20 protein-coding genes are annotated in these 20,392 nt (G+C 65.1%); 7 read left to right on the top strand and 13 right to left on the bottom strand.

What is annotated here, in order from left to right; all coding sequences use genetic code 11:
• Nucleotides 1-256: 256 nt before the first annotated feature.
• The 5 genes from sdhC (at nt 257) to ACFV4R_RS12685 (ending at nt 4,721) form a co-directional block, all read left to right on the top strand.
• Nucleotides 257-637 carry a succinate dehydrogenase, cytochrome b556 subunit gene (sdhC, locus tag ACFV4R_RS12665; RefSeq protein ID WP_082178227.1) on the top strand — a complete coding sequence of 127 codons (381 nt, stop codon included), beginning with the start codon at nt 257-259 and terminating at the stop codon, nt 635-637.
• A gap of 3 nt (nt 638-640) precedes the next feature.
• A complete protein-coding gene (locus ACFV4R_RS12670) occupies nt 641-1,102 on the top strand; it encodes a succinate dehydrogenase hydrophobic membrane anchor subunit (RefSeq protein ID WP_056082046.1) in 462 nt (153 codons plus the stop codon).
• Between the two features lie 110 nt (nt 1,103-1,212).
• Complete coding sequence (sdhA, locus tag ACFV4R_RS12675) at nt 1,213-3,012, top strand: succinate dehydrogenase flavoprotein subunit (RefSeq protein WP_377202534.1); 1,800 nt, start codon at nt 1,213-1,215, stop codon at nt 3,010-3,012.
• Between the two features lies 1 nt (nt 3,013).
• The gene (locus ACFV4R_RS12680) at nt 3,014-3,796 is read left to right on the top strand and encodes a succinate dehydrogenase iron-sulfur subunit (protein WP_015936415.1); all 783 of its coding nucleotides are present in this window, start codon (nt 3,014-3,016) and stop codon (nt 3,794-3,796) included.
• Nucleotides 3,797-3,950: 154 nt separating this feature from the next.
• Nucleotides 3,951-4,721: an alpha/beta hydrolase family protein gene (locus tag ACFV4R_RS12685; RefSeq protein ID WP_377202533.1), complete on the top strand. Its 771-nt coding sequence runs from the start codon at nt 3,951-3,953 to the stop codon at nt 4,719-4,721.
• Nucleotides 4,722-4,760: 39 nt separating this feature from the next.
• On the opposite strand, the gene ACFV4R_RS12690 is transcribed toward ACFV4R_RS12685, so the two are convergent.
• The 11 genes from ACFV4R_RS12690 to glyA all read right to left on the bottom strand — a co-directional run bounded on the left by ACFV4R_RS12690 (nt 4,761) and on the right by glyA (nt 15,350).
• The gene (locus ACFV4R_RS12690; protein WP_377202532.1) at nt 4,761-6,059 is read right to left on the bottom strand and encodes an ABC transporter substrate-binding protein; all 1,299 of its coding nucleotides are present in this window, start codon (nt 6,057-6,059) and stop codon (nt 4,761-4,763) included.
• Nucleotides 6,060-6,165: 106 nt separating this feature from the next.
• Entirely contained in the window at nt 6,166-7,140 is a 975-nt protein-coding gene (locus tag ACFV4R_RS12695; protein WP_377202531.1) for a YihY/virulence factor BrkB family protein, read from the bottom strand.
• Between the two features lie 37 nt (nt 7,141-7,177).
• Nucleotides 7,178-7,771 (bottom strand): 2'-5' RNA ligase family protein, encoded by a 594-nt coding sequence (locus ACFV4R_RS12700; protein ID WP_377202530.1) that lies wholly within the window; start codon nt 7,769-7,771, stop codon nt 7,178-7,180.
• Between the two features lie 4 nt (nt 7,772-7,775).
• A complete protein-coding gene (gene trpS / locus ACFV4R_RS12705) occupies nt 7,776-8,819 on the bottom strand; it encodes a tryptophan--tRNA ligase (protein WP_377202529.1) in 1,044 nt (347 codons plus the stop codon).
• 18 nt (nt 8,820-8,837) lie between these two features.
• Nucleotides 8,838-9,671, bottom strand: a complete 834-nt coding sequence (locus tag ACFV4R_RS12710) for an exodeoxyribonuclease III (protein ID WP_056082380.1) — start codon at nt 9,669-9,671, stop codon at nt 8,838-8,840.
• 10 nt (nt 9,672-9,681) lie between these two features.
• Nucleotides 9,682-10,242 carry a hypothetical protein gene (locus ACFV4R_RS12715; RefSeq protein WP_377202528.1) on the bottom strand — a complete coding sequence of 187 codons (561 nt, stop codon included), beginning with the start codon at nt 10,240-10,242 and terminating at the stop codon, nt 9,682-9,684.
• Between the two features lie 106 nt (nt 10,243-10,348).
• A complete protein-coding gene (locus ACFV4R_RS12720) occupies nt 10,349-11,182 on the bottom strand; it encodes an ABC transporter permease (protein WP_377202663.1) in 834 nt (277 codons plus the stop codon).
• A gap of 8 nt (nt 11,183-11,190) precedes the next feature.
• Nucleotides 11,191-12,048: an ABC transporter permease gene (locus ACFV4R_RS12725; protein WP_377202527.1), complete on the bottom strand. Its 858-nt coding sequence runs from the start codon at nt 12,046-12,048 to the stop codon at nt 11,191-11,193.
• On the bottom strand, nt 12,041-13,018 hold the full coding sequence (locus tag ACFV4R_RS12730; RefSeq protein WP_377202526.1) for an ABC transporter ATP-binding protein: 978 nt from the start codon (nt 13,016-13,018) through the stop codon (nt 12,041-12,043). Before ACFV4R_RS12730 ends, ACFV4R_RS12725 begins: the two co-directional genes overlap by 8 nt.
• Before the next feature lie 127 nt (nt 13,019-13,145).
• Entirely contained in the window at nt 13,146-14,048 is a 903-nt protein-coding gene (locus tag ACFV4R_RS12735) for a bifunctional methylenetetrahydrofolate dehydrogenase/methenyltetrahydrofolate cyclohydrolase (RefSeq protein ID WP_377202525.1), read from the bottom strand.
• Nucleotides 14,049-14,051: 3 nt separating this feature from the next.
• The gene (glyA, locus tag ACFV4R_RS12740; RefSeq protein WP_377202524.1) at nt 14,052-15,350 is read right to left on the bottom strand and encodes a serine hydroxymethyltransferase; all 1,299 of its coding nucleotides are present in this window, start codon (nt 15,348-15,350) and stop codon (nt 14,052-14,054) included.
• 274 nt (nt 15,351-15,624) lie between these two features.
• On the opposite strand from glyA, the gene purU reads away from it, so the two are divergent.
• Together purU and ACFV4R_RS12750 are read left to right on the top strand one after the other, a co-directional pair.
• Nucleotides 15,625-16,485 carry a formyltetrahydrofolate deformylase gene (purU, locus tag ACFV4R_RS12745; protein ID WP_377202523.1) on the top strand — a complete coding sequence of 287 codons (861 nt, stop codon included), beginning with the start codon at nt 15,625-15,627 and terminating at the stop codon, nt 16,483-16,485.
• An 82-nt stretch (nt 16,486-16,567) separates the two neighbouring features.
• A complete protein-coding gene (locus tag ACFV4R_RS12750; protein WP_377202522.1) occupies nt 16,568-17,086 on the top strand; it encodes a gamma carbonic anhydrase family protein in 519 nt (172 codons plus the stop codon).
• Here ACFV4R_RS12750 and ACFV4R_RS12755 read toward each other — a convergent pair.
• Nucleotides 17,083-18,816, bottom strand: a complete 1,734-nt coding sequence (locus ACFV4R_RS12755) for a flavin monoamine oxidase family protein (RefSeq protein WP_377202521.1) — start codon at nt 18,814-18,816, stop codon at nt 17,083-17,085. The two genes, ACFV4R_RS12750 and ACFV4R_RS12755, sit on opposite strands and share 4 nt — an antisense overlap.
• Nucleotides 18,817-18,886: 70 nt before the next feature.
• Complete coding sequence (locus ACFV4R_RS12760) at nt 18,887-20,389, bottom strand: amino acid permease (RefSeq protein ID WP_377202520.1); 1,503 nt, start codon at nt 20,387-20,389, stop codon at nt 18,887-18,889.
• Nucleotides 20,390-20,392 lie beyond the last annotated feature (3 nt).

Below are 20,392 nucleotides of genomic sequence, written 5' to 3' on the forward strand. Positions count from 1 at the left end.
GCGGTTGCCCGCGTAGACGGACCCGCGCCCGGGACCCCGCCCGGAAGCAGGACAGCCGCTTTCGGAGCAAGGCTTTGTGGCGTTTGTCTCATAAATTCAGGAAAACCGCGCCACTACTGGGCAGCAAGATGCTCCTAAATTGAATAAGCTGTGAGCGAAGCCTAGATTTAGGCCTGAGCTACGAGTGCTCTCGCAGCAGGCGTTCCCCCCGCGTGGATCTCATGCCAGCGCCGCTGTGTTGCAGGGAGGTTTATCAGTGCCGACAAAACCAGCTGGCACCTTGTACCGCGGCCGTGAAGGCATGTGGTCTTGGGTAGGACACCGGATTACCGGTGTAGTGATCTTTTTCTTCTTGTTGGTCCACGTCCTGGACACAAGCCTGGTGCGTGTGTCTCCGGAGGCGTACACCGCCGTCATTGGCGCCTACAAGAATCCGCTGATGGCGCTGGGTGAGACCGGTCTTGTCGCTGCGATTGTGTTCCACGCCTTCAACGGCCTGCGCATCATTGCAGTGGACTTCTGGAAGAAAGGCGCCAAATACCAGCGCCAGATGCTCTGGGTAGTCCTGGGCCTCTGGGTTGTCACCATGGTTGCCTTCTCCATCCGCCACCTGTCCCTCGCCCTCGGAGGTCACTAAGCCATGACTGCAACCATCGAGAGCCCCCGCAGCGGGCGGATTGCACCCCAGTACCGCCGCAACGGCGGCAGCCGCGGCAACTTCGAGATGATCGCCTGGCTGTTCATGCGCCTCTCCGGCGTGGTGCTGGTGGTCCTCATCTTCGGCCACCTGTTCGTCAACCTCCTGGTGGGCGAAGGCATCCACGCCATCGACTTCGGCTTCGTGGCCGGCAAGTGGGCAGATCCGTTCTGGCAGTTCTGGGACCTGGCCATGCTGTGGCTGGCCATGCTGCACGGTACCAACGGCGTGCGCACCATCATCAACGACTACGCCGAGAAGGACTCAACCCGCCGCTGGCTGAAGACGGTCCTCTACTCGGCCACCGTCGTCATCATCGTTCTGGGCACCCTGGTGATCTTCACCTTCGATCCGTGCCCCGTGGTGGACGGCGTTCCGCTGCCTGGCGGCTTCTGCCCTGCCTAGCACCAGCATCATCCCGGGCCCGCGGGCATAAACCGCGGGCCCTGTTGTGCGGGGACAGCTACACGCCCCCGTTTGTTTTATTGCGAATTTTGAGAGAAAGAGCGTCTGGTATGCAGGTCCATAAGTACGACGTCGTCATCGTCGGTGCCGGTGGCGCTGGCATGCGCGCCGCGATCGAATCCGGTCAGCGCGCGCGCACAGCAGTACTGACCAAGCTCTACCCCACCCGCTCGCACACCGGTGCGGCGCAGGGTGGCATGTGTGCAGCCCTTGCCAATGTCGAGGAAGACAACTGGGAGTGGCACACGTTCGACACCGTCAAGGGCGGTGACTACCTGGTGGACCAGGACGCCGCCGAGGTCATGGCCAAGGAAGCCATCGACGCCGTGCTCGACCTGGAAAAGATGGGCCTGCCGTTCAACCGCACGCCCGAAGGCCGGATCGACCAGCGCCGCTTCGGTGGCCACACCCGCGACCACGGCAAGGCACCCGTCCGCCGTGCGTGCTATGCAGCGGACCGTACCGGCCACATGATCCTGCAGACCCTGTACCAAAACTGCGTCAAGCACAACGTTGAGTTCTACAACGAGTACTACGTCCTGGACCTGCTGACGGTCGAAGAGGACGCGGTCCGCGAAGACGGCACCTCGTACAAGCAGAAGCGCGTTGCGGGTGTGGTCTCCTACGACCTCGCCACCGGCGAACTGCACGTGTTCCAGGCCAAGTCCGTGGTGTTCGCTTCCGGCGGCGCGGGCAAGGTCTTCAAGACCACCTCCAACGCCCACACCCTGACCGGTGACGGCATGGGCATCGCGTTCCGCCGCGGTATCCCCCTGGAGGACATGGAGTTCTTCCAGTTCCACCCGACCGGCCTTGCGGGCCTGGGCATCCTGCTGTCCGAGGCTGCCCGCGGTGAGGGCGCCATCCTGCGCAACTCGGAGGGTGAGCGCTTCATGGAGCGGTACGCCCCCACCATCAAGGACCTCGCGCCCCGCGACATCGTGGCCCGTTCCATGGCCAACGAAGTCCGTGAAGGCCGCGGCTGCGGTCCGAACAAGGACTACGTCCTCCTGGACCTGACCCACCTGGAACCGGCGCACATCGACGCCAAGCTCCCGGACATCACCGAGTTCGCCCGCACCTACCTCGGCGTGGAGCCCTACACCGAGCCGGTGCCCGTGTTCCCCACCGCGCACTACGCCATGGGCGGCATCCCCACGAACATCGAAACCGAAGTCCTCCAGGACAACGACACCGTGATCCCCGGCCTGTACGCCGCGGGTGAAGTGGCCTGCGTGTCCGTCCACGGCTCCAACCGCCTGGGCACCAACTCCCTGCTGGACATCAACGTGTTCGGCAAGCGTGCCGGCGTCGCCGCTGCGGAATACGCCAAGACGGCCCAGTTCGTGGAGCTGCCGGAGAACCCGCTGGACTACACCACGGACCTGCTGGACATCGCCCGCAACGGCACCGGCGACGAGAAGGTGGCGCAGATCCGCAAGGAACTGCAGGACACCATGGACGCCAACATGCAGGTGTTCCGCACCGCGGACACGCTGAACCAGGTCCTGAGCGACATCGCCTCCTTCGAGGAGCGCTACAAGCACATCAACGTGCAGGACAAGGGCAAGCGCTTCAACCTTGACCTCCTCGAAGCCGTGGAACTGGGCTTCCTCCTGGAACTGGCCAAGGTCATGACGGTTGCTGCCCTGCACCGTGAAGAATCCCGCGGCGGACACTTCCGCGAGGACTTCCCGGACCGTGACGACGAGAAATTCATGAAGCACTCCATGGCGTACAAGGATGACCACGCGCCGGCTGACGGATCGGCGGAAGCAATCGCCGGGATCCGGCTGGCCACCAAGCCGGTCGTCTTTACCCGCTACGAGCCGATGGTGAGGAAGTACTAAGATGACCGCTGAAATCGCTGAGCCAGCCTCAAAGATTGAACTGCCTGCCGGCGTCGGCGGGGGCGGCGAAATCCCCACGTTCGATGTTCACATGCGAGTCCGCCGGTATAACCCGGAGGTCTCGGAAGAGGCCACCTGGGACGATTACCACCTCACCATGTACGGCACGGACCGCGTCCTGGACGCCCTGCACAAGGTCAAGTGGGAGATGGACGGCAGCCTGTCGTTCCGCCGCTCCTGCGCCCACGGCGTGTGCGGCTCCGACGCCATGCGCATCAACGGCCGCAACCGCCTCGCCTGCAAGACCCTCCTGAAGGACCTGGACACGTCCAAGCCCATCACGGTGGAACCCATCAAGGGCCTGCCGGTGGAGAAGGACCTCATCGTGGACATGGAGCCGTTCTTCCAGTCCTACCGCGAGGTTATGCCGTTCCTGATCAACAAGGGCCACGAGCCCACCAAGGAACGCCTCCAGTCCGCTGAGGACCGTGAGCGCTTCGACGACACCACCAAGTGCATCCTGTGCGCTGCGTGCACGTCCTCCTGCCCGGTCTTCTGGACCGACGGCCAGTACTTCGGCCCGGCGGCCATCGTAAACGCACACCGCTTCATCTTCGATTCCCGTGATGATGCCGGCGACATGCGCCTCGAGATCCTCAACGACAAAGAAGGCGTGTGGCGCTGCCGCACCACCTTCAACTGCTCCGAAGCATGTCCCCGCGGCATCCAGGTGACGCAGGCGATCGCCGAGGTCAAGCAGGCGATTCTCTCCCGCAAGATCTAAGGATCACCCGCGGACGACGGCGTCACTCACCCCACGTGGTGAGTGGCGCCGTCGATCGTTAAACCCCCCGTTGCCCTATCACTGAGGGTTCCCATTCCCCCGGTTTGGGAGCCCTCAGTGATGGGGCAAGCCCGTTCGACAGGAAGGGGACACCGTGTCCCGCTCAGAGAAGGTCACATTCGCCGGTTCCACCGGAGAGATGCTGTCCGGGATCATCGATATTCCGGAAGGCCCCGTTAAGGGCTGGGGTGTGTTCTCGCACGGATTCACCCTGGGCAAGGACAGCCCGTCCGCGTCCCGGATGTGCAAGGCCCTTGCGGACAGCGGCGTGGGCATGCTGCGGTTCGACAACCTGGGCCTGGGCGGTTCGGCCGGCGAGTGGTCTGCCGGGTCCTTCAGCCACAAGGTTGCCGACACGGTCAAGGCTGCGGAGTTCATGCGCAGCGAGGGCAAGGAAATTTCGCTGCTGGTGGGCCACTCCTTCGGCGGCGCTGCAGTCCTGGCCGCAGCCCGGGAGATCCCGGAGCTCGACGCCGTCGCAACAGTCGGTGCCCCCTTCTCGCCCAAGCACGTGGCCCACGTCTTCGACGCCGCCCTGGACCGGATCCTGAGCGAAGGCAGCGCCGAGGTGGACCTGGGCGGCAAGCGCGTGGAGATCCGCAGGCACTTCGTGGAGGACCTGGAAAACGCCGACCTCACGGACTGCATCCGGCAGCTGCACAAGCCGCTGATGGTGCTCCACTCCCCCACTGACAACACCGTGGGGATCGAGAACGCCAGCACGATCTTCCAGACCGCCCGGCACCCCCGGAACTTTGTCTCCCTGGAAGGCAGCGACCACCTCCTGACCGGCAAGGGGCAGGCTGCGCGGGCGGCCAGGATCATCGCGGCCTGGGCCGACCAGTACCTCGACGCCGCGCACTGACCTGCGCCAGGCCGTTGAGGCCGGCCGTCCGGGCGCTGCCTACTTTCCGATGGCGGCCTTGCTCTCGCTGATCCATTGCTCGGCGGCCTTCTCCGGCGTCAGGCGCTTGAACAGCACGTCGGTGTTGATCCGCGCCGTGATCTCGGAGACCGCCGTCGAACCCGTGGGTCCGATGAAGGTGGGCGCGAAGTCCATCTTGCCGATCTCGCCGATGTAGGCGGCCTCCACTTTGCCCTGCGGTGTCAGGAGGTCCTGGATGGCAGTGCGCATTTCAGGGTTGCTCGGGACGCCGCGGTCGCTTTGGATGATCTTGGCTGCGGCCTGGTTGTTGACCAGAAAGTTCACCAGTTTGGCCGCGGCTTCGGTGTGCTTGCTGCGTGCGGAAATGGTGTAGAACTGCGACGACTGGAGCCAGATGCCCGGTGTGGGCTTTTCGCCGGGGAGCTTGAGGAGTTTCAGTTCGGCTCCGGAGGCCTTGCTGAGCGCTGTCAGCGAGTTGCTCCACGTGAGCATCATGCCCGCCTGGCCCATGCCCATCAGCGTTTGTTCGGTGCTGACGCTGAGCTTTTCCACTGTCTCGGAGGCGTTGGGCGCGGCTCCGGACTCGCTGAGTTTGAGGGAGAAGTCGAAGTAGTCCTGGACTGTCTCCTTGGTGAGGCCAAGCTGGCCGTCCTGGGTGTAGAGGGACTCTCCCCGTTGCCGGGCGAAGGCGTCCAGGGAGTCATGCGTGAGGACCGTTGCCGTTCCGTAGGTGCCCTTGGGGCTCTTAGCCGTCACGCTCGCCGCGGTTTCGGCGAAGTCTTCCCAGGTCCAGGTGGTGTCATCCGGGAGGGGAACGCCGGCTGCCGCGAAGACGGCGGGGTTCACCACGATGGCCAGGGCGTTGGCACCGGTGGAGATTCCGTACTGCTTGCCCTGGACCTGCCCGTTGTCCAGCGCCCCCTGGTCCAGCTTGGCGAGGTCCAGCTGACCTGACACTTTAGAGAGGTCAAGCAGCGCGCCACGGTTGGCATACTCCGCCGGGTAGGCGCCGCCCATGGTGATGACATCCGGCGCATCGTTAGCGGCCACCTGGGTGGCGAGTTTGTCGAAATACCCACTGATGTCCCCGAACTCGGGCTTTACCTTGATGTCAGGGTTGGCGGCTTCGAATTCTGCAATGGCTTTGTTGGTGAGCTCTGCACGCCCCGCATTTCCCCACCACGCGAAACGGATCTCCACCGGGCCGTCGCCGGTTCCGCCCGACGGGGCGGAGCATGCCGCTGTCAGTCCAAGCAGGCATGCGGCACTGAGCATTGCAACGGATTTGCGGAGTCGGTAGGTACTGAGACGCGTCATCGGGCCAGCTTCTTCCCTCGTCAGAAAACGGTTTCGTGAAACGTATCACAAAGGGATTGGCCGCCAACAGGCCCTGGCGGTTCCGGGGACGCCGGACGCGGGTAGTTCAGGTTTGGGGAATGGTGTGGCGGGCGCCGAGGATCGATTTGCGTGGCTTGTCCCCTGCGGCCAGGTCTGCTTCGCGGATGGCCGCCCAGCCTGCCGATACGAGGTACACCTGGCTGACGAAGTTGAACCAGATGAGCAGCCCGATGATGATGGCAAACGGCGCCAGGAGGGGATTGCGCCCGGCACCGCCCAGAAGCTCGGTGCTGAAGATCTGCAGCAACGTGGTGCCGATGGCTGCCAGGATGGTGCCTTCCAGGAGGGCTCGGCGTGAGAGCTTAAGTCCGCCGGCCAGCCGGAACATGATGAGGGCTGTCACCCAGCTCAGGACCAGCGGAACGGCGATTTTGATGAGCGTCGTCAGCGGCCCGGCCACCGCATCGTCCAGGTTCAGGACATCGGACACCCAGCCTGCTGCCGTCCCGAAAATTAGCGACGCACCGGCGCTGATGACGAGGGCTACCCCAAGGAGGAGCAGGGTGCCCGCGTCCCGCAGCTTGAGGACCACGGGGTTGACCACCAGGGGCGGCAGTTCCATGACGCCCCGCAGGCCGTCCCTGAGCCCGTTGATCCAGCCCAGGGAGGTAATGATGGTGACGATGGCGGCGATGATGGCGGTGAGTCCCAGTCCCTGCGGGTTGAGGAGGTCCTGGGGGTCCACCAGGCCCGTTCCGCCGTCCACTTTCAACAGGCCGGGGGCGCTTGAGGCCACGCTGCTGACGATGCTGTCCAGCAGTGCAGGCTGTCCTCGCAGGACAAGCCCCGCGACGGAGAACCCGGTGGCGAGCAGGCCGGTGATGGAGAAGAACATGTTGAAGCCGATTCCGGCGCTCATCAGGGGACCGTGCTGGAGGCTGTAATGCCTAAAAGCGCGCAGGGGACGGAAGGCGTTCAGCCGGGCTAGCAGCCATTGGACCATGGCCAGGAGGGACTTGATCCCCCCGCCGCCGGACCGCCGTGCCTTGCTCCAGTCCATCCGCTTTTGGCTGACGGCCAGCTGCAGTTTTGCACGCTCAGTGGGAAGAGGCTGCCCCGCCGGTTCGGGATGCCGCTTCCGCAGCACCGTCCGCGAATCGGGTGCCGGCGTGGTTGTCAGTTTCGGTCCCAAAGTCCAGCTCTTCCCGTAGCTGCCAGATGCCGTCTGCATCATGCTCGTAGAGTCCCATGCTAACCACGGGGAAGGTGGCCTTGTAGCTTTTCAACACCGTTTCCGCCTCATCGAGGCTTTCCGGGCTGACATCGTGGGCAATGGTGACGTGCGGGTGGAAAGCGAAGGGCAGGTCCCGCTGCAGCGGACCCTGCTGGAGTTTTTCGTGCAGTTCGACGCACTCGTCGAAACCGTCCTCGACCTTAATGAACACCACCGGTGAAACGGGGCGGAAGGATCCGGTCCCGGCGATGGTGACCATGAAGGGACTTTGCCGGCGGGCCACGTCCCGGACGTGGGCCAGGGTTGCCTCCCAATCGTGGGTGGGGGTGGTGGTCACCAGCGTGATGTGCGCAGGAACCACGCCAGCCAGCGGATCGCCAAATGACGCACGCCATTGCTGGAGCTCTGCTGCGATGTCAGGCGGGAACCCGAGGATGACGCCGACGCTGGAAGACATGGTGCTAGCGGACTCCTGCGAGGCTGTGGGACGGCAGGAAGCCCATGCGCTCATATACCTGGGCCATCGTTACGGAGGCAATCTCGCGCGCCCGTTCTGCGCCAAGGGCCAGCAGCCGGTCCAGCTCGGCAGGATCGGTCATCAGCTCATTGGTCCGGTTACGCAGCGGGGTGACGAAGTCCACCACCACTTCAGCGAGGTCCACCTTGAGGTGGCCGTACATCTTGCCCTCGTACTCGGCCTCAAGATCCGCCACCGGCTTGCCGGTCAGGGATGAGTAGATGGTGAGCAGGTTGGAAACGCCGGGCTTCTCCTCGGGGTCGAACCTGATCTCCGTGCCGGCATCGGTCACGGCGGACTTAATGCGCTTAGCGGCAATCTTCGGGTCCTCCAGCAGCTGGATGGCCCCGTTGGGCGACTCACCGGTCTTGGACATCTTGGCGCTGGGATTCTGGAGATCGTAGATCTTCGCGCTTTCCTTGAGGATGGTGGCCTCAGGGACGGTGAACGTGGCGCCGAACTTCGTGTTGAACCGCTGCGCGAGGTTGCGGGTCAGCTCGAGGTGCTGCCGCTGGTCTTCACCTACCGGCACCAGGTCTGTCTGGTACAGCAGGATGTCCGCCGCCATCAGCGTGGGGTACGCAAAAAGCCCCAGGGTAGCGGTGTCCGCGCCGGACTTCTGGGTCTTGTCCTTGAACTGGGTCATCCGGGAGGCCTCGCCGAAACCGGTGATGCAGTTCAGTGCCCAGGCCAGCTGGGCGTGCTCTGGCACGTGGGACTGGACGAAGAAGATGCTCTTGTCCGGGTCGATCCCGGCCGCGATGTACTGGGCAGCCACGATGCGCGTGCGCTTGGCAAGCTCCGAGGGATCGAAGTCCACGGTGATCGCATGCAGGTCAGGGATGAAGAACACGGCGTCGTACTCGGCCTGCATGTCCACCCAGTTGCGGACGGCTCCGATGTAGTTGCCCAGGTGCAGGGAATCGGCGGTGGGCTTGGCACCGGACAGGATGCGCTTCTTGGCGGCCGGGGTGGGCTGGAGTGTCATGCGTGAAACTTTCGGGGCTTAGAGCTGGTAGTCCACTACCAGCGGGGCATGGTCGGAGAAGCGGGTGTCGTACGTGGCTGCGCGGTCCACGACGGCGGAGGTTGCCGAGGCTGCCAGCGCAGGCGTCGCCAGGTGGTAGTCGATGCGCCAGCCGGCGTCGTTGTCAAAGGCCTTGCCCCGCCAGGACCACCAGGTGTAGGGCCCGTCCATCTCACCGGACATGGTCCGGTGAACGTCATGCCAGCCAATCTCCTCGCCCAGGAACCGGTCAAAGTAGGCCCGCTCTTCCGGCAGGAATCCGGCCTTCTTGAGGTTTCCCTTCCAGTTTCGGATGTCCAGGGGGGTGTGGGCCACGTTGAGGTCACCCACCACCAGGGCATGGTCGCTGTGCTTGGACAGCTCCGGAAGCCGCGTGCTCATGGCGTCGAGGAAGCGGTACTTGTCGTCCTGCTTGGGAGTGTCCACCTCACCGGAGTGCACATAGGCGCTGGCGACGGTGAGCTGCACGCGCTCCCCCGAGGCATCGGTCACGCGGAAGTCGGCTTCAACCCAGCGGCCGGCGGTGGCAAAGTAGTCGTCGCCGATCCCGTTGCGGGTGGCGATGGGCTCTTCGCGGGAGGCAATGGCAACGCCGGCGCGGCCCTTGGCCTCGGCTTCGGCGTGCAGGATGTGCCAGCCTTCTCCCAGCAGCTGCCGGACAATGGCATCGGGCGCACGGACTTCCTGGAGGCAGAGGATATCCACGTCGCGCGGCTCCAGCCAGGCGGCCATGCCGTTCTTGTAGGCAGCCCGCAAACCGTTCACGTTAACGGATGCGATGCGGAGGTGGTCCTTCTTCAATGCCGAGCTCACCCGTTCCACTCTAGTCGATGATGGTTCCGGCTACGGGCTCGCCGTTGCCGGAGGACTTGATCATGTCCCGCGCGTTGGTAGCCGTGATTTCAATCGTTTCAAGGGCCCGGTGGATGGTGTCCTGGTTGGCGGCTGCACCCTTGGCGCGCTCCTCCTCCACCACGCGGACCTGCACCTGGACGATCTTGAAGGAGTGGTCCAGCTTCAGGTCGCGGACCTCATCGGCCTGGCTGCGTTCGGACACCACTGTGGTTCCGCCATGGTCTGCCGCCGACTGCGTCGGTCCCCGGCCGGCTGCCGTGGTGAAGGCATTCTGGGCCTCGCTGAGCTTTGCTCCGGCTTTCCTGGCCGCCTTCTGGATGCTGAAGACCACGAAGCAGGCGAGGGCCAGCCAGAAGAAGGCGATGACGGCGACAACCCAGCCCACGACGTCGTTCTGGTTTGCCGCGAAGATCACGGCAACGATGAACGCGGTCACCAGGACCATCAGTCCGGGTCCGCTGATGCGGAACATCGAGAAACCGCCTTTGGCGGCGTGGGGAGCTGAATTGGGGTTGCCCAGAGATTGCATGCACCTATTCTCTCAAACGGCCCGGCATGCTTCGGCCGCCTTCCACCCCCGGCGAACAGACCCAGGTAAGTAGACGGCATCTGCTGCAACCTGGTGGGGAGCGGGGCTACTTCAGGAACAGGGCACGCAGGCGGAGGGTGGTCAGGAGCATGCCCGCGGCGGTCATCACCAGGTAGTAGCCGATGTGCACCGCCGTGGCCCCGGTGAAGACACCGACGCTGATCTGGCGCAGCAGCTCCACGCCGTGCCACAGCGGCATGGCCTGGATGAACCACTGGATGGGTTCCGGATAGACGCTCAGCGGGTAGAACGTGGCACTGAACAGGAACATCGGCAGCAGGATGAAGTTGATCCAGTCCATCTGCTGGAAGGTCTTCAGGAAGCTGGTGATTCCCATGCCCAGGCTCGCAAAGCCAAACGCAATGAGAACCGAGGCCGGGATCATCAGCAGGGCCCAGGGCGAGGTGATCAGCCCCATCGTGCCCATCACGGCGGTAAAGCCGGTGGCGTAGAGCATGCCGCGCAGGAGGGCCAGGAAGATCTCTCCGAGGGCAACGTCCAGCGGGCCCAGCGATGTGTACAGCATGCCCTGGTACAGCTTGGCGAAGTTCATTTTGAAGAACACGTTCCACGTGGAGTCGTACACCGCCCCGTTCATCGCCGAGACTGCCAGCAGTGCCGGGGCGATGTAGGCCGCGTAGCTGATGCTGGTTCCATCGGGACCTGCAACGGCGCCGACGATGGATCCCAGCCCCACTCCCATGGAGACCAGGAAGAGCACCGGCTCGAAGAAGCCGGAGAGCATCACCAGCCAGTTGGTACTCCTGGTGGCCATCAGCCCGCGGGCGATCACGGCCCTGGCGTTGCGGGAGTACAAGGGCCCGAAAGTCCGGTCCCGGGCTGCCGCAGCCGCCGCGCCCGCCGGGCTGCCATGGTCCATTCGGGTGGTCACTGTCCCATCCTCAGGGCGAAGCGTCGGCGGGTCAGTGTCCAGCCCAGCGCCGCCAGGCCAACAAGGACTGCCAGGTGCAGGAGCGTCAGCAGGGGCGGCTCCTGGTACCCGTAGCTGAGGACCCGTCCCAGTTCAGTGCCGTGCCAGATGGGCGATACCCAGCCGATCCAGCGCACGGCCAGCGGGAGGGAGTCCAGCGGAAAGAAAGTTCCCGAGAAGAGGAACAGCGGCATCACGATGAACCGCATCACCAGGGCGAACTGGCCCTTGTCCTCGGTGATGGAAGCGGAGTAGGCCATCAGTGGCAGGCCGAATGAAAGCCCCGTCAGGGTGGCCACCAGGATGGCCGCCCAGCCCCAGCCTGACGGTGAAGCGCCGAACAGTGCCACGGCAAGGAAGTAGATGGCGGACTGGACCAGCAGGCGCAGCGTGACCGCCATGATGTGGCCGGCCGCGATCTGGCCGGGGGTCAGCGGCGAAGCATGCGGTCCATAGTAGGTGCGGCGCCACTTGAACCCGTCCATCACCGGGAAGGTGAATTCGTTGGCTGCGGTCATCACGCCGGCGGACACCAGGAGGGCCGGGGCGATGAACGCAAGGTAGCTGACGCCGCCAAAGGCTGCGCCGCCCTGCCCGTCCACCAGCGTGGCCAGCCCCACGCCCATGGCGAACAGGTAGGCCACGGGCTGGCCCACGCTGTACATCACGATGGACCAGCTGTAGCCCTTCATCACGCGCAGCACCTGCTCCGCGTAGTAGAACGCACCCCAGCGCCGCGCCCTGGCGGCGGCGACTGCGGGTCCGTGGGCCTTCAGGACAGGCCCGGTCCCCGGTGCCGGCCGAGTGTCAGTCAACGAGGCTCCGTCCGGTCAGCCGGAGGAACACGTCCTCCAACGAGGACCGGCGGACCAGCGAGGTCAGCGGCCGCAGGCCGCGGTAAGCGACATGCTCAAGGGCTGATTCGCCGTCGTCCGCGTAAATCAGTACCCGGTCCGGCAGCACCTCGAGGCGTTCGCCGATGCCGTCCAGCTCCGCCGCGATGGTGGTGTTCCGTTCGGAGCCGAAGCGCAGCTCCACCACTTCCCGGGTGGAATGCTCACGGATCAGCCGCGCCGGCGACCCTTCAGCCATGATCCGCCCCTTGTCCACCACGATCAGCCTGTCGCACAGCTGCTCTGCCTCGTCCATGTAGTGGGTGGTGAGGATCAGCGTGACGCCCTGTTCCTTGAGCCGGAACAGCCGGTCCCACAGGATGTGCCGTGCCTGCGGATCCAGCCCGGTGGTGGGCTCGTCCAGGAGCAGGATGCGGGGTTCGTTGATGAGGGACCGGGCGATGGTCAGGCGCCGCTTCATGCCGCCGGACAGGGCGTCCACCTTGGATCTGGCTTTGTCGGTCAGCTGCGCGAATTCGAGCAACTCATCGGCCTTGGGTTTCAGGTAGCTCATGGGCAGGCCGAAGTAGCGGCCGTAGACCAGGAGGTTGTCCCGGACCCTCAGTTCCTCGTCCAGGTTGTCCTGCTGGGGCACCACACCCAGGTGCGCGCGAACCTCCGGGCCGTGCGTGTCCGGGTCCAGGCCCATGATGTCCAGCGTGCCCGAGGTGCGCCGGGTGACCCCGCCGATCATCTTCATCGCGGTCGATTTTCCGGCGCCGTTGGGGCCCAGGAGCCCGAAGGACTCCCCCGCGGGTACCGAGAAGGAAATACCGTTGACGGCCGCGAGGTCGCCGTACTTCTTGGTCAGGTTGTCGGCTGCGATGACGATGAGGCGCGACGGCGGGCTGCCGGACCGGATGCCGGACGGCAGGAAGGCTTCGTTGTGCACCCTCCGCACACTAGTTGAGGTGCCGGGGATGTGGAAGGGCACTCGCAGTTTGGAGTTAACGGCCGACGGCGGCGCGGAACCTTTCGCTCGAAAGGTTCCGCGCCGCCGTCGTGCGCGTTTCCCGTGGCTAGCCGGCCGATTCGACCGAGCGTTCCGCGGCTTCGACCACGTTGGTCATCAGCAGGGCCACCGTCATGGGACCCACACCGCCGGGGTTCGGCGAGATCCAGCCGGCCACCTCTGCGGCGGCGGGCTCAATGTCGCCGTGCACGCGGCTCTTGCCGGTCTCCGGATCGGTTTCCCGGGTAACGCCGACATCCAGCAGGGCAGCGCCCGGCTTGACGTCCGCGGCCTTGACGATGTGCTTGACGCCGGCGGCGCCCACAATGACGTCTGCCTGCTTGAGCAGCTCCGACAGGTTCTTGGTGCCGGTGTGCGTCAGCGTTACCGTGGCGTTGACAGCCCGCCTGGTGAGCAGCAGGCCAATGGACCGGCCGATGGTGACGCCGCGGCCAACCACCACCACGTGCTTGCCGGAAAGGCTGTACCCGTTGCGTTCCAGCAGCTCGATGACACCGCGCGGGGTGCACGGCAGCGGAGTGGTGATCTCGCCGTTGACGTTGAGCACCAGGCGGCCGAGGTTGGTCGGGTGGAGCCCGTCGGCGTCCTTGGCGGGGTCGATCCGCTCCAGGATGGCATCGGTGTCCAAGTGCTTGGGCAACGGCAGCTGCACGATGTACCCGTGGCAGTCGGGGTCCGCATTGAGTTCATCAATGAGGGCCTCGACGTCGGCCTGGGTGGCGTCGGCCGGCAGCTCGCGCTGGATCGAATTCATCCCGATCTGCACGGACTGCTTGTGCTTCATGGAGACGTACAGCTGCGAGGCGGGGTCGGCGCCCACAAGCACAGTTGCGATGCCGGGGGTGACGCCCTTGGCCTTAAGTGCGGCCACGCGTTCGGTCAGCTCGGCCTTGATGGCAGCGGCGGTGGCCTTGCCGTCCAGGATCTGTGCGGTGGTGGTTTCAGTCATTGGTTACCACTGCTCGTGCTGGGGGTAGAGCGGGAAGTCGGCGGCGAGCTTGTCGACGCGGGACTGCAGGGCTTCAACGTCGGTGCCGGTGCCTGCCTTGAGGGCGGTGGCGATGATCTCGGCGACCTCAGTGAACTCGGCGGCACCGAATCCGCGGGTAGCCAATGCAGGCGTACCGATGCGGAGGCCGGAGGTGACCATCGGCGGGCGGGGATCGAACGGTACCGCATTGCGGTTGACGGTGATGCCCACGGAGTGCAGGAGGTCCTCGGCCTGCTGGCCGTCCAGCTGGGAGTTGCGCAGGTCAACGAGGACCAGGTGCACGTCGGTGCCGCCGGTGAGGACCGAGACGCCGGCCTCGGCAACATCGGACTGGTTCAGGCGGTCGGCGATGATCTTGGCACCCTCGAGGACACGCTCCTGGCGCTCCTTGAACTCTTCGCCGCCGGCGATCTTGAACGCAACAGCCTTGGCCGCGATCACGTGCATGAGCGGTCCGCCCTGCTGGCCCGGGAAGACACTGGAGTTGAGCTTCTTGGCCCACTCCTGCTTGCCAAGGATCACACCGGAACGGGGGCCGGCCAGGGTCTTGTGGACCGTGGAGGTGACGACGTCGGAGTACGGAACCGGGCTCGGGTGCAGACCGGCTGCCACCAGGCCGGCGAAGTGCGCCATGTCCGTCCAGAGGAGCGCGCCCACTTCATCGGCGATGGAGCGAAAGGCTGCGAAGTCGAGGTGGCGCGGGTAGGCGGACCAGCCGGCGATGATGACCTGCGGCTTCTCAGCGATGGCCTGCTCGCGGAGCTTGTCCATGTCAACGCGGAAGTTGTCTTCCTCCACCTGGTAGGCAGCCACGTTGTAGAGCTTGCCGGAGAAGTTCAGCTTCATGCCGTGAGTGAGGTGGCCGCCGTGGGCCAGGGACAGGCCCAGGATCTTGTCACCCGGGGTGATCATGGCGGACAGCGCGGCGGCGTTGGCCTGCGCACCGGAGTGGGGCTGGACGTTGGCGTACTCGGCGCCGAACAGGGCCTTGACCCGGTCGATGGCCAGCTGCTCTGCGACGTCCACGTATTCGCAGCCGCCGTAATAGCGGCGGCCCGGGTAGCCCTCGGCGTACTTGTTGGTCAGGACGGAGCCCTGGGCCTCCATGACGGCGCGGGGAGCAAAGTTCTCGGAGGCAATCATTTCCAGGGTGCCGCGCTGGCGGCCAAGCTCCTGGTCCAGGACTGCCGCGATTTCGGGGTCGAGCTCGGCCAGCGGCTGGTTGCTCACTGCTGTGGTTGAGGTGGCTGTAGTAGTCACGAAAAACTCCTGGCTAGGGAAACGGGCACTGCTAAGGTCAGGCTACCGGCTGGCGCACTCCCGCACCGCCTTGATGACAGGGCGTGAGGGCGCCCGGCATGGTGCTGCTGCGCTGGCGCAGGCAGACCAAATCCGGCAAAACATGACCCTCGGCCCAGGCGTACGATCCGTGGTCTTCGTGATTGCCGCTCCCTGGTGGTTAGCCACCCAACGCCAGTTGCGACGCTCCCAGCCTACCAAAACCGGCACCTGCCGCGCGGGTAGGCTATTACGCGTGAATGAAGACCAGCTGAACCAAGCCTACGTACTGACCCTGTCCTGCCCGGACCGCCCCGGAATCGTCCACGCAGTGGCCGGCGCCCTGCTGGTGGCGGGAAGCAACATCATGGATTCCCAGCAGTACGGCAGCCCGGCAACAGGCAACTTCTTCATGCGGGTGGAGGTCACCACTGCCGCCCCTGCTTCCGAACTGCGGGCAGCCCTGGAACCGGTGGCAGCGGCCTTCTCCATGCAGTGGAGCCTCAATGCCGTGGGCGACAAGGTCCGGACCCTGATCATGGCCAGCACGTCAGCCCACTGCCTCAACGACCTGCTGTTCCAGCAGCGCTCCGGCACGCTGCCCATCGAGATTCCCGCCATTGTCTCCAACCACCGCGACCTGGCCGGGCTGGCCGAGTTCTATGGCATCCCGTTCCACTACATCCCGGTGACAAAGGACACCAAGGAACAGGCCGAGGACAAGCTGCGCGCCCTGATTGCCGAGCACGATATTGAGCTGACCGTCCTGGCCCGCTACATGCAGATCCTTTCTGACGAGCTTTGCACCGATCTCACCGGTAAGGCCATCAACATCCACCACTCGTTCCTGCCGTCCTTCAAGGGTGCCAAGCCCTACCACCAGGCCCACGCCCGCGGCGTGAAACTGATCGGCGCCACCGCCCATTACGTCACCGCTGCCCTGGATGAGGGCCCCATCATCGAGCAGGAAGTCATCCGGGTGGACCACGCCCGGACTCCGGAGCAGTTCGTGCAGATGGGCCGCGACGTCGAGGGCCGCACCCTGGTCCAGGCCGTGCAGTGGCACGCCGAACACCGGGTCCTGCCGGACGGCAACCGGACCGTGGTCTTCAACTAGGTAGCAGCAGATGCCGTTATGGCGCCACAAAACGGCATCTATTGCTACCCAGTTGGGTGCAAGGGTGGCTTAGGGTGAAGCCATGGCTCCCCTATACCCTTTCGGCGGTCACTCCCCCGCCGTTCACGAATCAGCGTTCATAGCCCCGTCGGCGTCCATCATCGGCAACGCCACCCTGGCCAAGGACTCCAGCGCGTTCTACGGCGTCTCGGTCCGGGCTGATACCGCCGCCATCACTGTCGGTGCCGGCAGCAACCTGCAGGACAACGTGGTGCTGCACGCCGACCCCGGCTTCCCCTGCACGGTGGGCGAACGCGTCAGCGTGGGGCACGCCGCCGTCGTGCACGGCTGCACCGTGGAGGACGACTGCCTCATCGGCATGGGCGCCACCGTCCTCAACGGGGCAGTCATCGGCACCGGCTCGCTGGTGGCGGCCGGCGCCGTGGTACTGGAAGGAACGGTGGTTCCGCCGCGCTCACTGGTGGCCGGGGTTCCCGCCAAGGTGCGCCGGGAACTGACGGAGGAAGAGTTCGACGGCGTCCGCGCCAACGCGTCACGGTATGTGGAGCTCGCGGCGAAACACCGCGACCTCCATCACTAGTCGAGGCTAATAGGACCCAGTTCATCCAGGAGGTCGCCCGGGCCCGGGTTGTCCTTTGCAGAACCGCCACCCAGGTGGTTGATGACACCCCACACCGCGTTCAGGCTGGTGGTGACGGCGCCCTCGGCCCAGCCTGCGGTGAAGGAGACGTCGTCGCCCGCCAGGAAGATGCCGCGCTGTGATTCGGGCAGCTTGTCCTGCTTGAAGTGCGTAAACAGCCGCTGCTGGTACCGATACTGGCCCGGCAGGTTCGCCTTGAAGGCGCCCATGAAGTTGGGGTCGGCCTCCCAGGACACGGTGATGGGCTGGCCCACGATGTGGCCCGCAATGTCCACGCCCGGGTAGATCTGCTCCAGGGAATGCAGCATCAGCTCCACGCGCTCATCGGCGTCGAGGGCAAGCCACTTCAGGGCGTCGTCATTCCAGGTGTAGGAGAGCAGGATGACGGCGGGCTGGTCCGAACCGTTATCCAGCAGGTACGTGGCACGGTTCAGCCGGTCCGTCAGCGTCATGGACAAGACCTCGTTTCCGGTTTCCGGATCGATGTCCTTCCAGAACGGCCGGTCCACCATAACGAAGGTCTTGGAGGACTGCATGTAATGGGAGCGTTCGATGGCCGTCCACAGCTCTGCCGGGAACAGCGCCTCCTCGGTATGGATCCGGGTGGACAGCAGCCACGACTGGCAGGTGGTCACGACGGCCGGGTAGCTGGCCTCACGGCCCCACCGTTCACGGACCCGCAGGTTCCCGTCCGGGTCCCTGCTGATCTTTCCCACGGCGCCCCGTGGTGATCCCGAGTGCAGCGACGCCAGGGACGTGTCGGCAGGCCAGTGCACCAGGTCCGACGGCGCGTGCTGCCACAGTGCCTCGGGCAACCGCTGCGCTCCCCCGCGGATGAAGCGGTGCTGGTCGTCCGCGTCCGTGTAGACCACGCGCAGGATTTCCAGGATGGAGTTGGGAAAGTCAGTGTCCCAGCCGCCGGTGCCGAAACCCACCTGGCCGAAAGCCTCACGGTGCGCGAAGCCTGCCGCCTTAAAGGAGTCGCTGGCAGCGATAAAGCCGTAGAACGTCTGTTCGTCCATGAGCGGGAGCAGTTCGTTCCAGAGTTCCTTGATCCGGGCAGTGTCACGCCGGCGGATGGCATCCTGCATCTCACCGAATTTCGCACCGTCGTTGACGGCTGACTTCCAGGCGTCCGCGACTTCGCGGAAGAACGGCGGCAGGTCGCCCGGCTTTTCCGCGTAGTACTTCTTGCCGGCGAGTTCGATCACCGTGCTGGACGTTGCGTCGGCCAGCGGGTTGGGGAAGTCCTGCGTCTCCAGCCCCAGCAGGTCCACGTAGTGGTAGAAAGCCTTGCCGGAGACGGGGAAGCGCATGCCACCCAAATCCGCCACGACGCCCGGCGCCGCGGGGAAGGCCGCGGTGCGCAGCCTTCCGCCGATCTGGTCCGCTTCGTAGACCACCGGCCGCAGCCCCAGCTTCATCAGCTCGTAGGCGGTGACCAGGCCGGAAAGCCCGGCCCCGATGACGGCGACTTCGGTGCCCAGCAGTTCATCCGGAACCGAGCCCAGCCCGCCGGGGTGGGCCAGGTAGCGGTCATAGCTGAACGGGAAGTCCGGGTTGAGCATAGTAATGGGCCCCGCCTGCTCCTCCGGATGCCGGGGAGCGTCTTCCGTAAACGCTGAGGTGCTGGACGGATCGGAGGCGGGAAGCTCGGTAGCTGTGGTCATTTGATATCTGCCTTCGGAGTTGCTGCGTGCTGGTGTGAATAAGTCCGGGGTAGTCGCCGGGAGCAGTGGTTCAGGACTGGTGGTTCACGGCCGGTACGTCCAGGTGTTCGCTGCCGCCGAGGGCCGCCACTTTGGAGTTCCGGCGGCCATAGCCGAAGTAGGCAGCCACCCCCACCAGCATCCAGACGCCAAAGGTGATCCACGTGTCGGCGCCGAGGTTGGCCATCAGGTAGATGCACATGAAAGCGCCAAGGATCGGAGTCACGGGGAAGAACGGCACCCGGAAAGTACGTTCGAGCTCAGGACGGGCACGGCGGAGGTAGATGACCGCCACGTTTACCAGGGCGAAGGCGAACAGGGTGCCAATGCTGGTGGCGTCGGCCAGGGCGCCCAGGGGCACCAGGCCGGCGGTGAGCGCGACGGCGGTACCGATGATCAGGGTCCCGGCAGCGGGAGTCCCGGTCCGGCGGGAGACGCGGCTGAAGACCTGTGGCACCAGGCCGTCGCGTGACATCGAGAGCAGGATACGGGTCTGGCCGTAAAGCACAGTCAGGACGATGCTGGCGATGGCCAGCACGGCTCCGACGGCGAAGACCAGGGCGATCCAGGGCTGCCTGGTGGTTTCTTCGAGGATCTTCACCAGTGCCGCTTCCGTTCCGTCGAACCATCCCCACGGCCGGGCACCGATGGCTGCCACGGCAACCAGGACATAGATGGAGGTGACGATGAGCATGGAGAGCATGATGGCCCGGGGCAGGTCCCGCTTGGGATTGCGTGCTTCCTCACCGGCGGTGGAAGCGGCGTCAAAGCCTATGTAGGAGAAGAACACCCGGGAAGCTGCTGCGGAGACGCCCGCGGCACCCATGGGCAGGAGGGGATCGAAGTTGCCGGCGTTGAAGGCGGTGAAGGCCACAGCGCAGAAGAAGAGCAGGATGCCGACCTTGACCGCCACGATGGCGGTGTTGATCCAGGCGCTTTCCTTTGCGCCGCGGACCAGCAGGACCGTGGCGAGGAGGACGATCACCACAGCCGGAACATTGACCATGCCGCCGTCACCCGGGGGCTGTGAGAGCGCGTCCGGAAGGACTGACCCGAAGACTGCCAGCGCCTCGTTGACGTACTGTCCGGCGCCCACAGCGACGGCGGCCACCGAGACCGCATATTCGAGCACCAGGCACCATCCGCAGATCCACGCCATGCCTTCGCCCATGGTGGCGTAGGTGTACGAGTAGCTGGAGCCCGCAACCGGCACCAGCCCGGCCATTTCCGCGTACGAGACGGCGGACAGCAAAGCGGCGAGGCCCGCAATCGCAAACGAGATCCAGATTGCCGGACCGGCCAGGGGAACGGACTCGCCCAGGATCACCAGGATGCCGGTACCCAGGGTGGCGCCGACGGAGATCATGGTCAGTTGCAGCACGCCGAAGCTCCGCACCAGCCGGGGTCCGCCGGTGCCGGCGTCCGCTTCAGCTGCCATAAGTGCGAGGGGCTTGCGGCGGAGCAGTTGCGCGCCGAGCGAGGGGCGGCCGTCCGTGCGGCCGGTCACCTGGCCTGGAAGTGTGGGCACAGTCATCGT

This window comes from Pseudarthrobacter sp. NPDC059871 (assembly GCF_042731175.1).
Lineage (GTDB): Bacteria > Actinomycetota > Actinomycetes > Actinomycetales > Micrococcaceae > Arthrobacter.

What these genes read in the sequence shown, in the direction of transcription:
- ACFV4R_RS12670 (WP_056082046.1), top strand. Translation starts at nt 641, where the DNA reads ATGACTGCAACCATCGAGAGCCCCCGCAGCGGGCGGATTGCACCCCAG.
- sdhA (WP_377202534.1), top strand. Translation starts at nt 1,213, where the DNA reads ATGCAGGTCCATAAGTACGACGTCGTCATCGTCGGTGCCGGTGGCGCT.
- ACFV4R_RS12680 (WP_015936415.1), top strand. Translation starts at nt 3,014, where the DNA reads ATGACCGCTGAAATCGCTGAGCCAGCCTCAAAGATTGAACTGCCTGCC.
- ACFV4R_RS12690 (WP_377202532.1), bottom strand. Translation starts at nt 6,059, where the DNA reads ATGACGCGTCTCAGTACCTACCGACTCCGCAAATCCGTTGCAATGCTC.
- ACFV4R_RS12695 (WP_377202531.1), bottom strand. Translation starts at nt 7,140, where the DNA reads ATGGACTGGAGCAAGGCACGGCGGTCCGGCGGCGGGGGGATCAAGTCC.
- ACFV4R_RS12700 (WP_377202530.1), bottom strand. Translation starts at nt 7,771, where the DNA reads ATGTCTTCCAGCGTCGGCGTCATCCTCGGGTTCCCGCCTGACATCGCA.
- trpS (WP_377202529.1), bottom strand. Translation starts at nt 8,819, where the DNA reads ATGACACTCCAGCCCACCCCGGCCGCCAAGAAGCGCATCCTGTCCGGT.
- ACFV4R_RS12715 (WP_377202528.1), bottom strand. Translation starts at nt 10,242, where the DNA reads ATGCAATCTCTGGGCAACCCCAATTCAGCTCCCCACGCCGCCAAAGGC.
- ACFV4R_RS12720 (WP_377202663.1), bottom strand. Translation starts at nt 11,182, where the DNA reads ATGGACCATGGCAGCCCGGCGGGCGCGGCGGCTGCGGCAGCCCGGGAC.
- ACFV4R_RS12735 (WP_377202525.1), bottom strand. Translation starts at nt 14,048, where the DNA reads ATGACTGAAACCACCACCGCACAGATCCTGGACGGCAAGGCCACCGCC.
- ACFV4R_RS12750 (WP_377202522.1), top strand. Translation starts at nt 16,568, where the DNA reads ATGGCTCCCCTATACCCTTTCGGCGGTCACTCCCCCGCCGTTCACGAA.
- ACFV4R_RS12755 (WP_377202521.1), bottom strand. Translation starts at nt 18,816, where the DNA reads ATGACCACAGCTACCGAGCTTCCCGCCTCCGATCCGTCCAGCACCTCA.
- ACFV4R_RS12760 (WP_377202520.1), bottom strand. Translation starts at nt 20,389, where the DNA reads ATGACTGTGCCCACACTTCCAGGCCAGGTGACCGGCCGCACGGACGGC.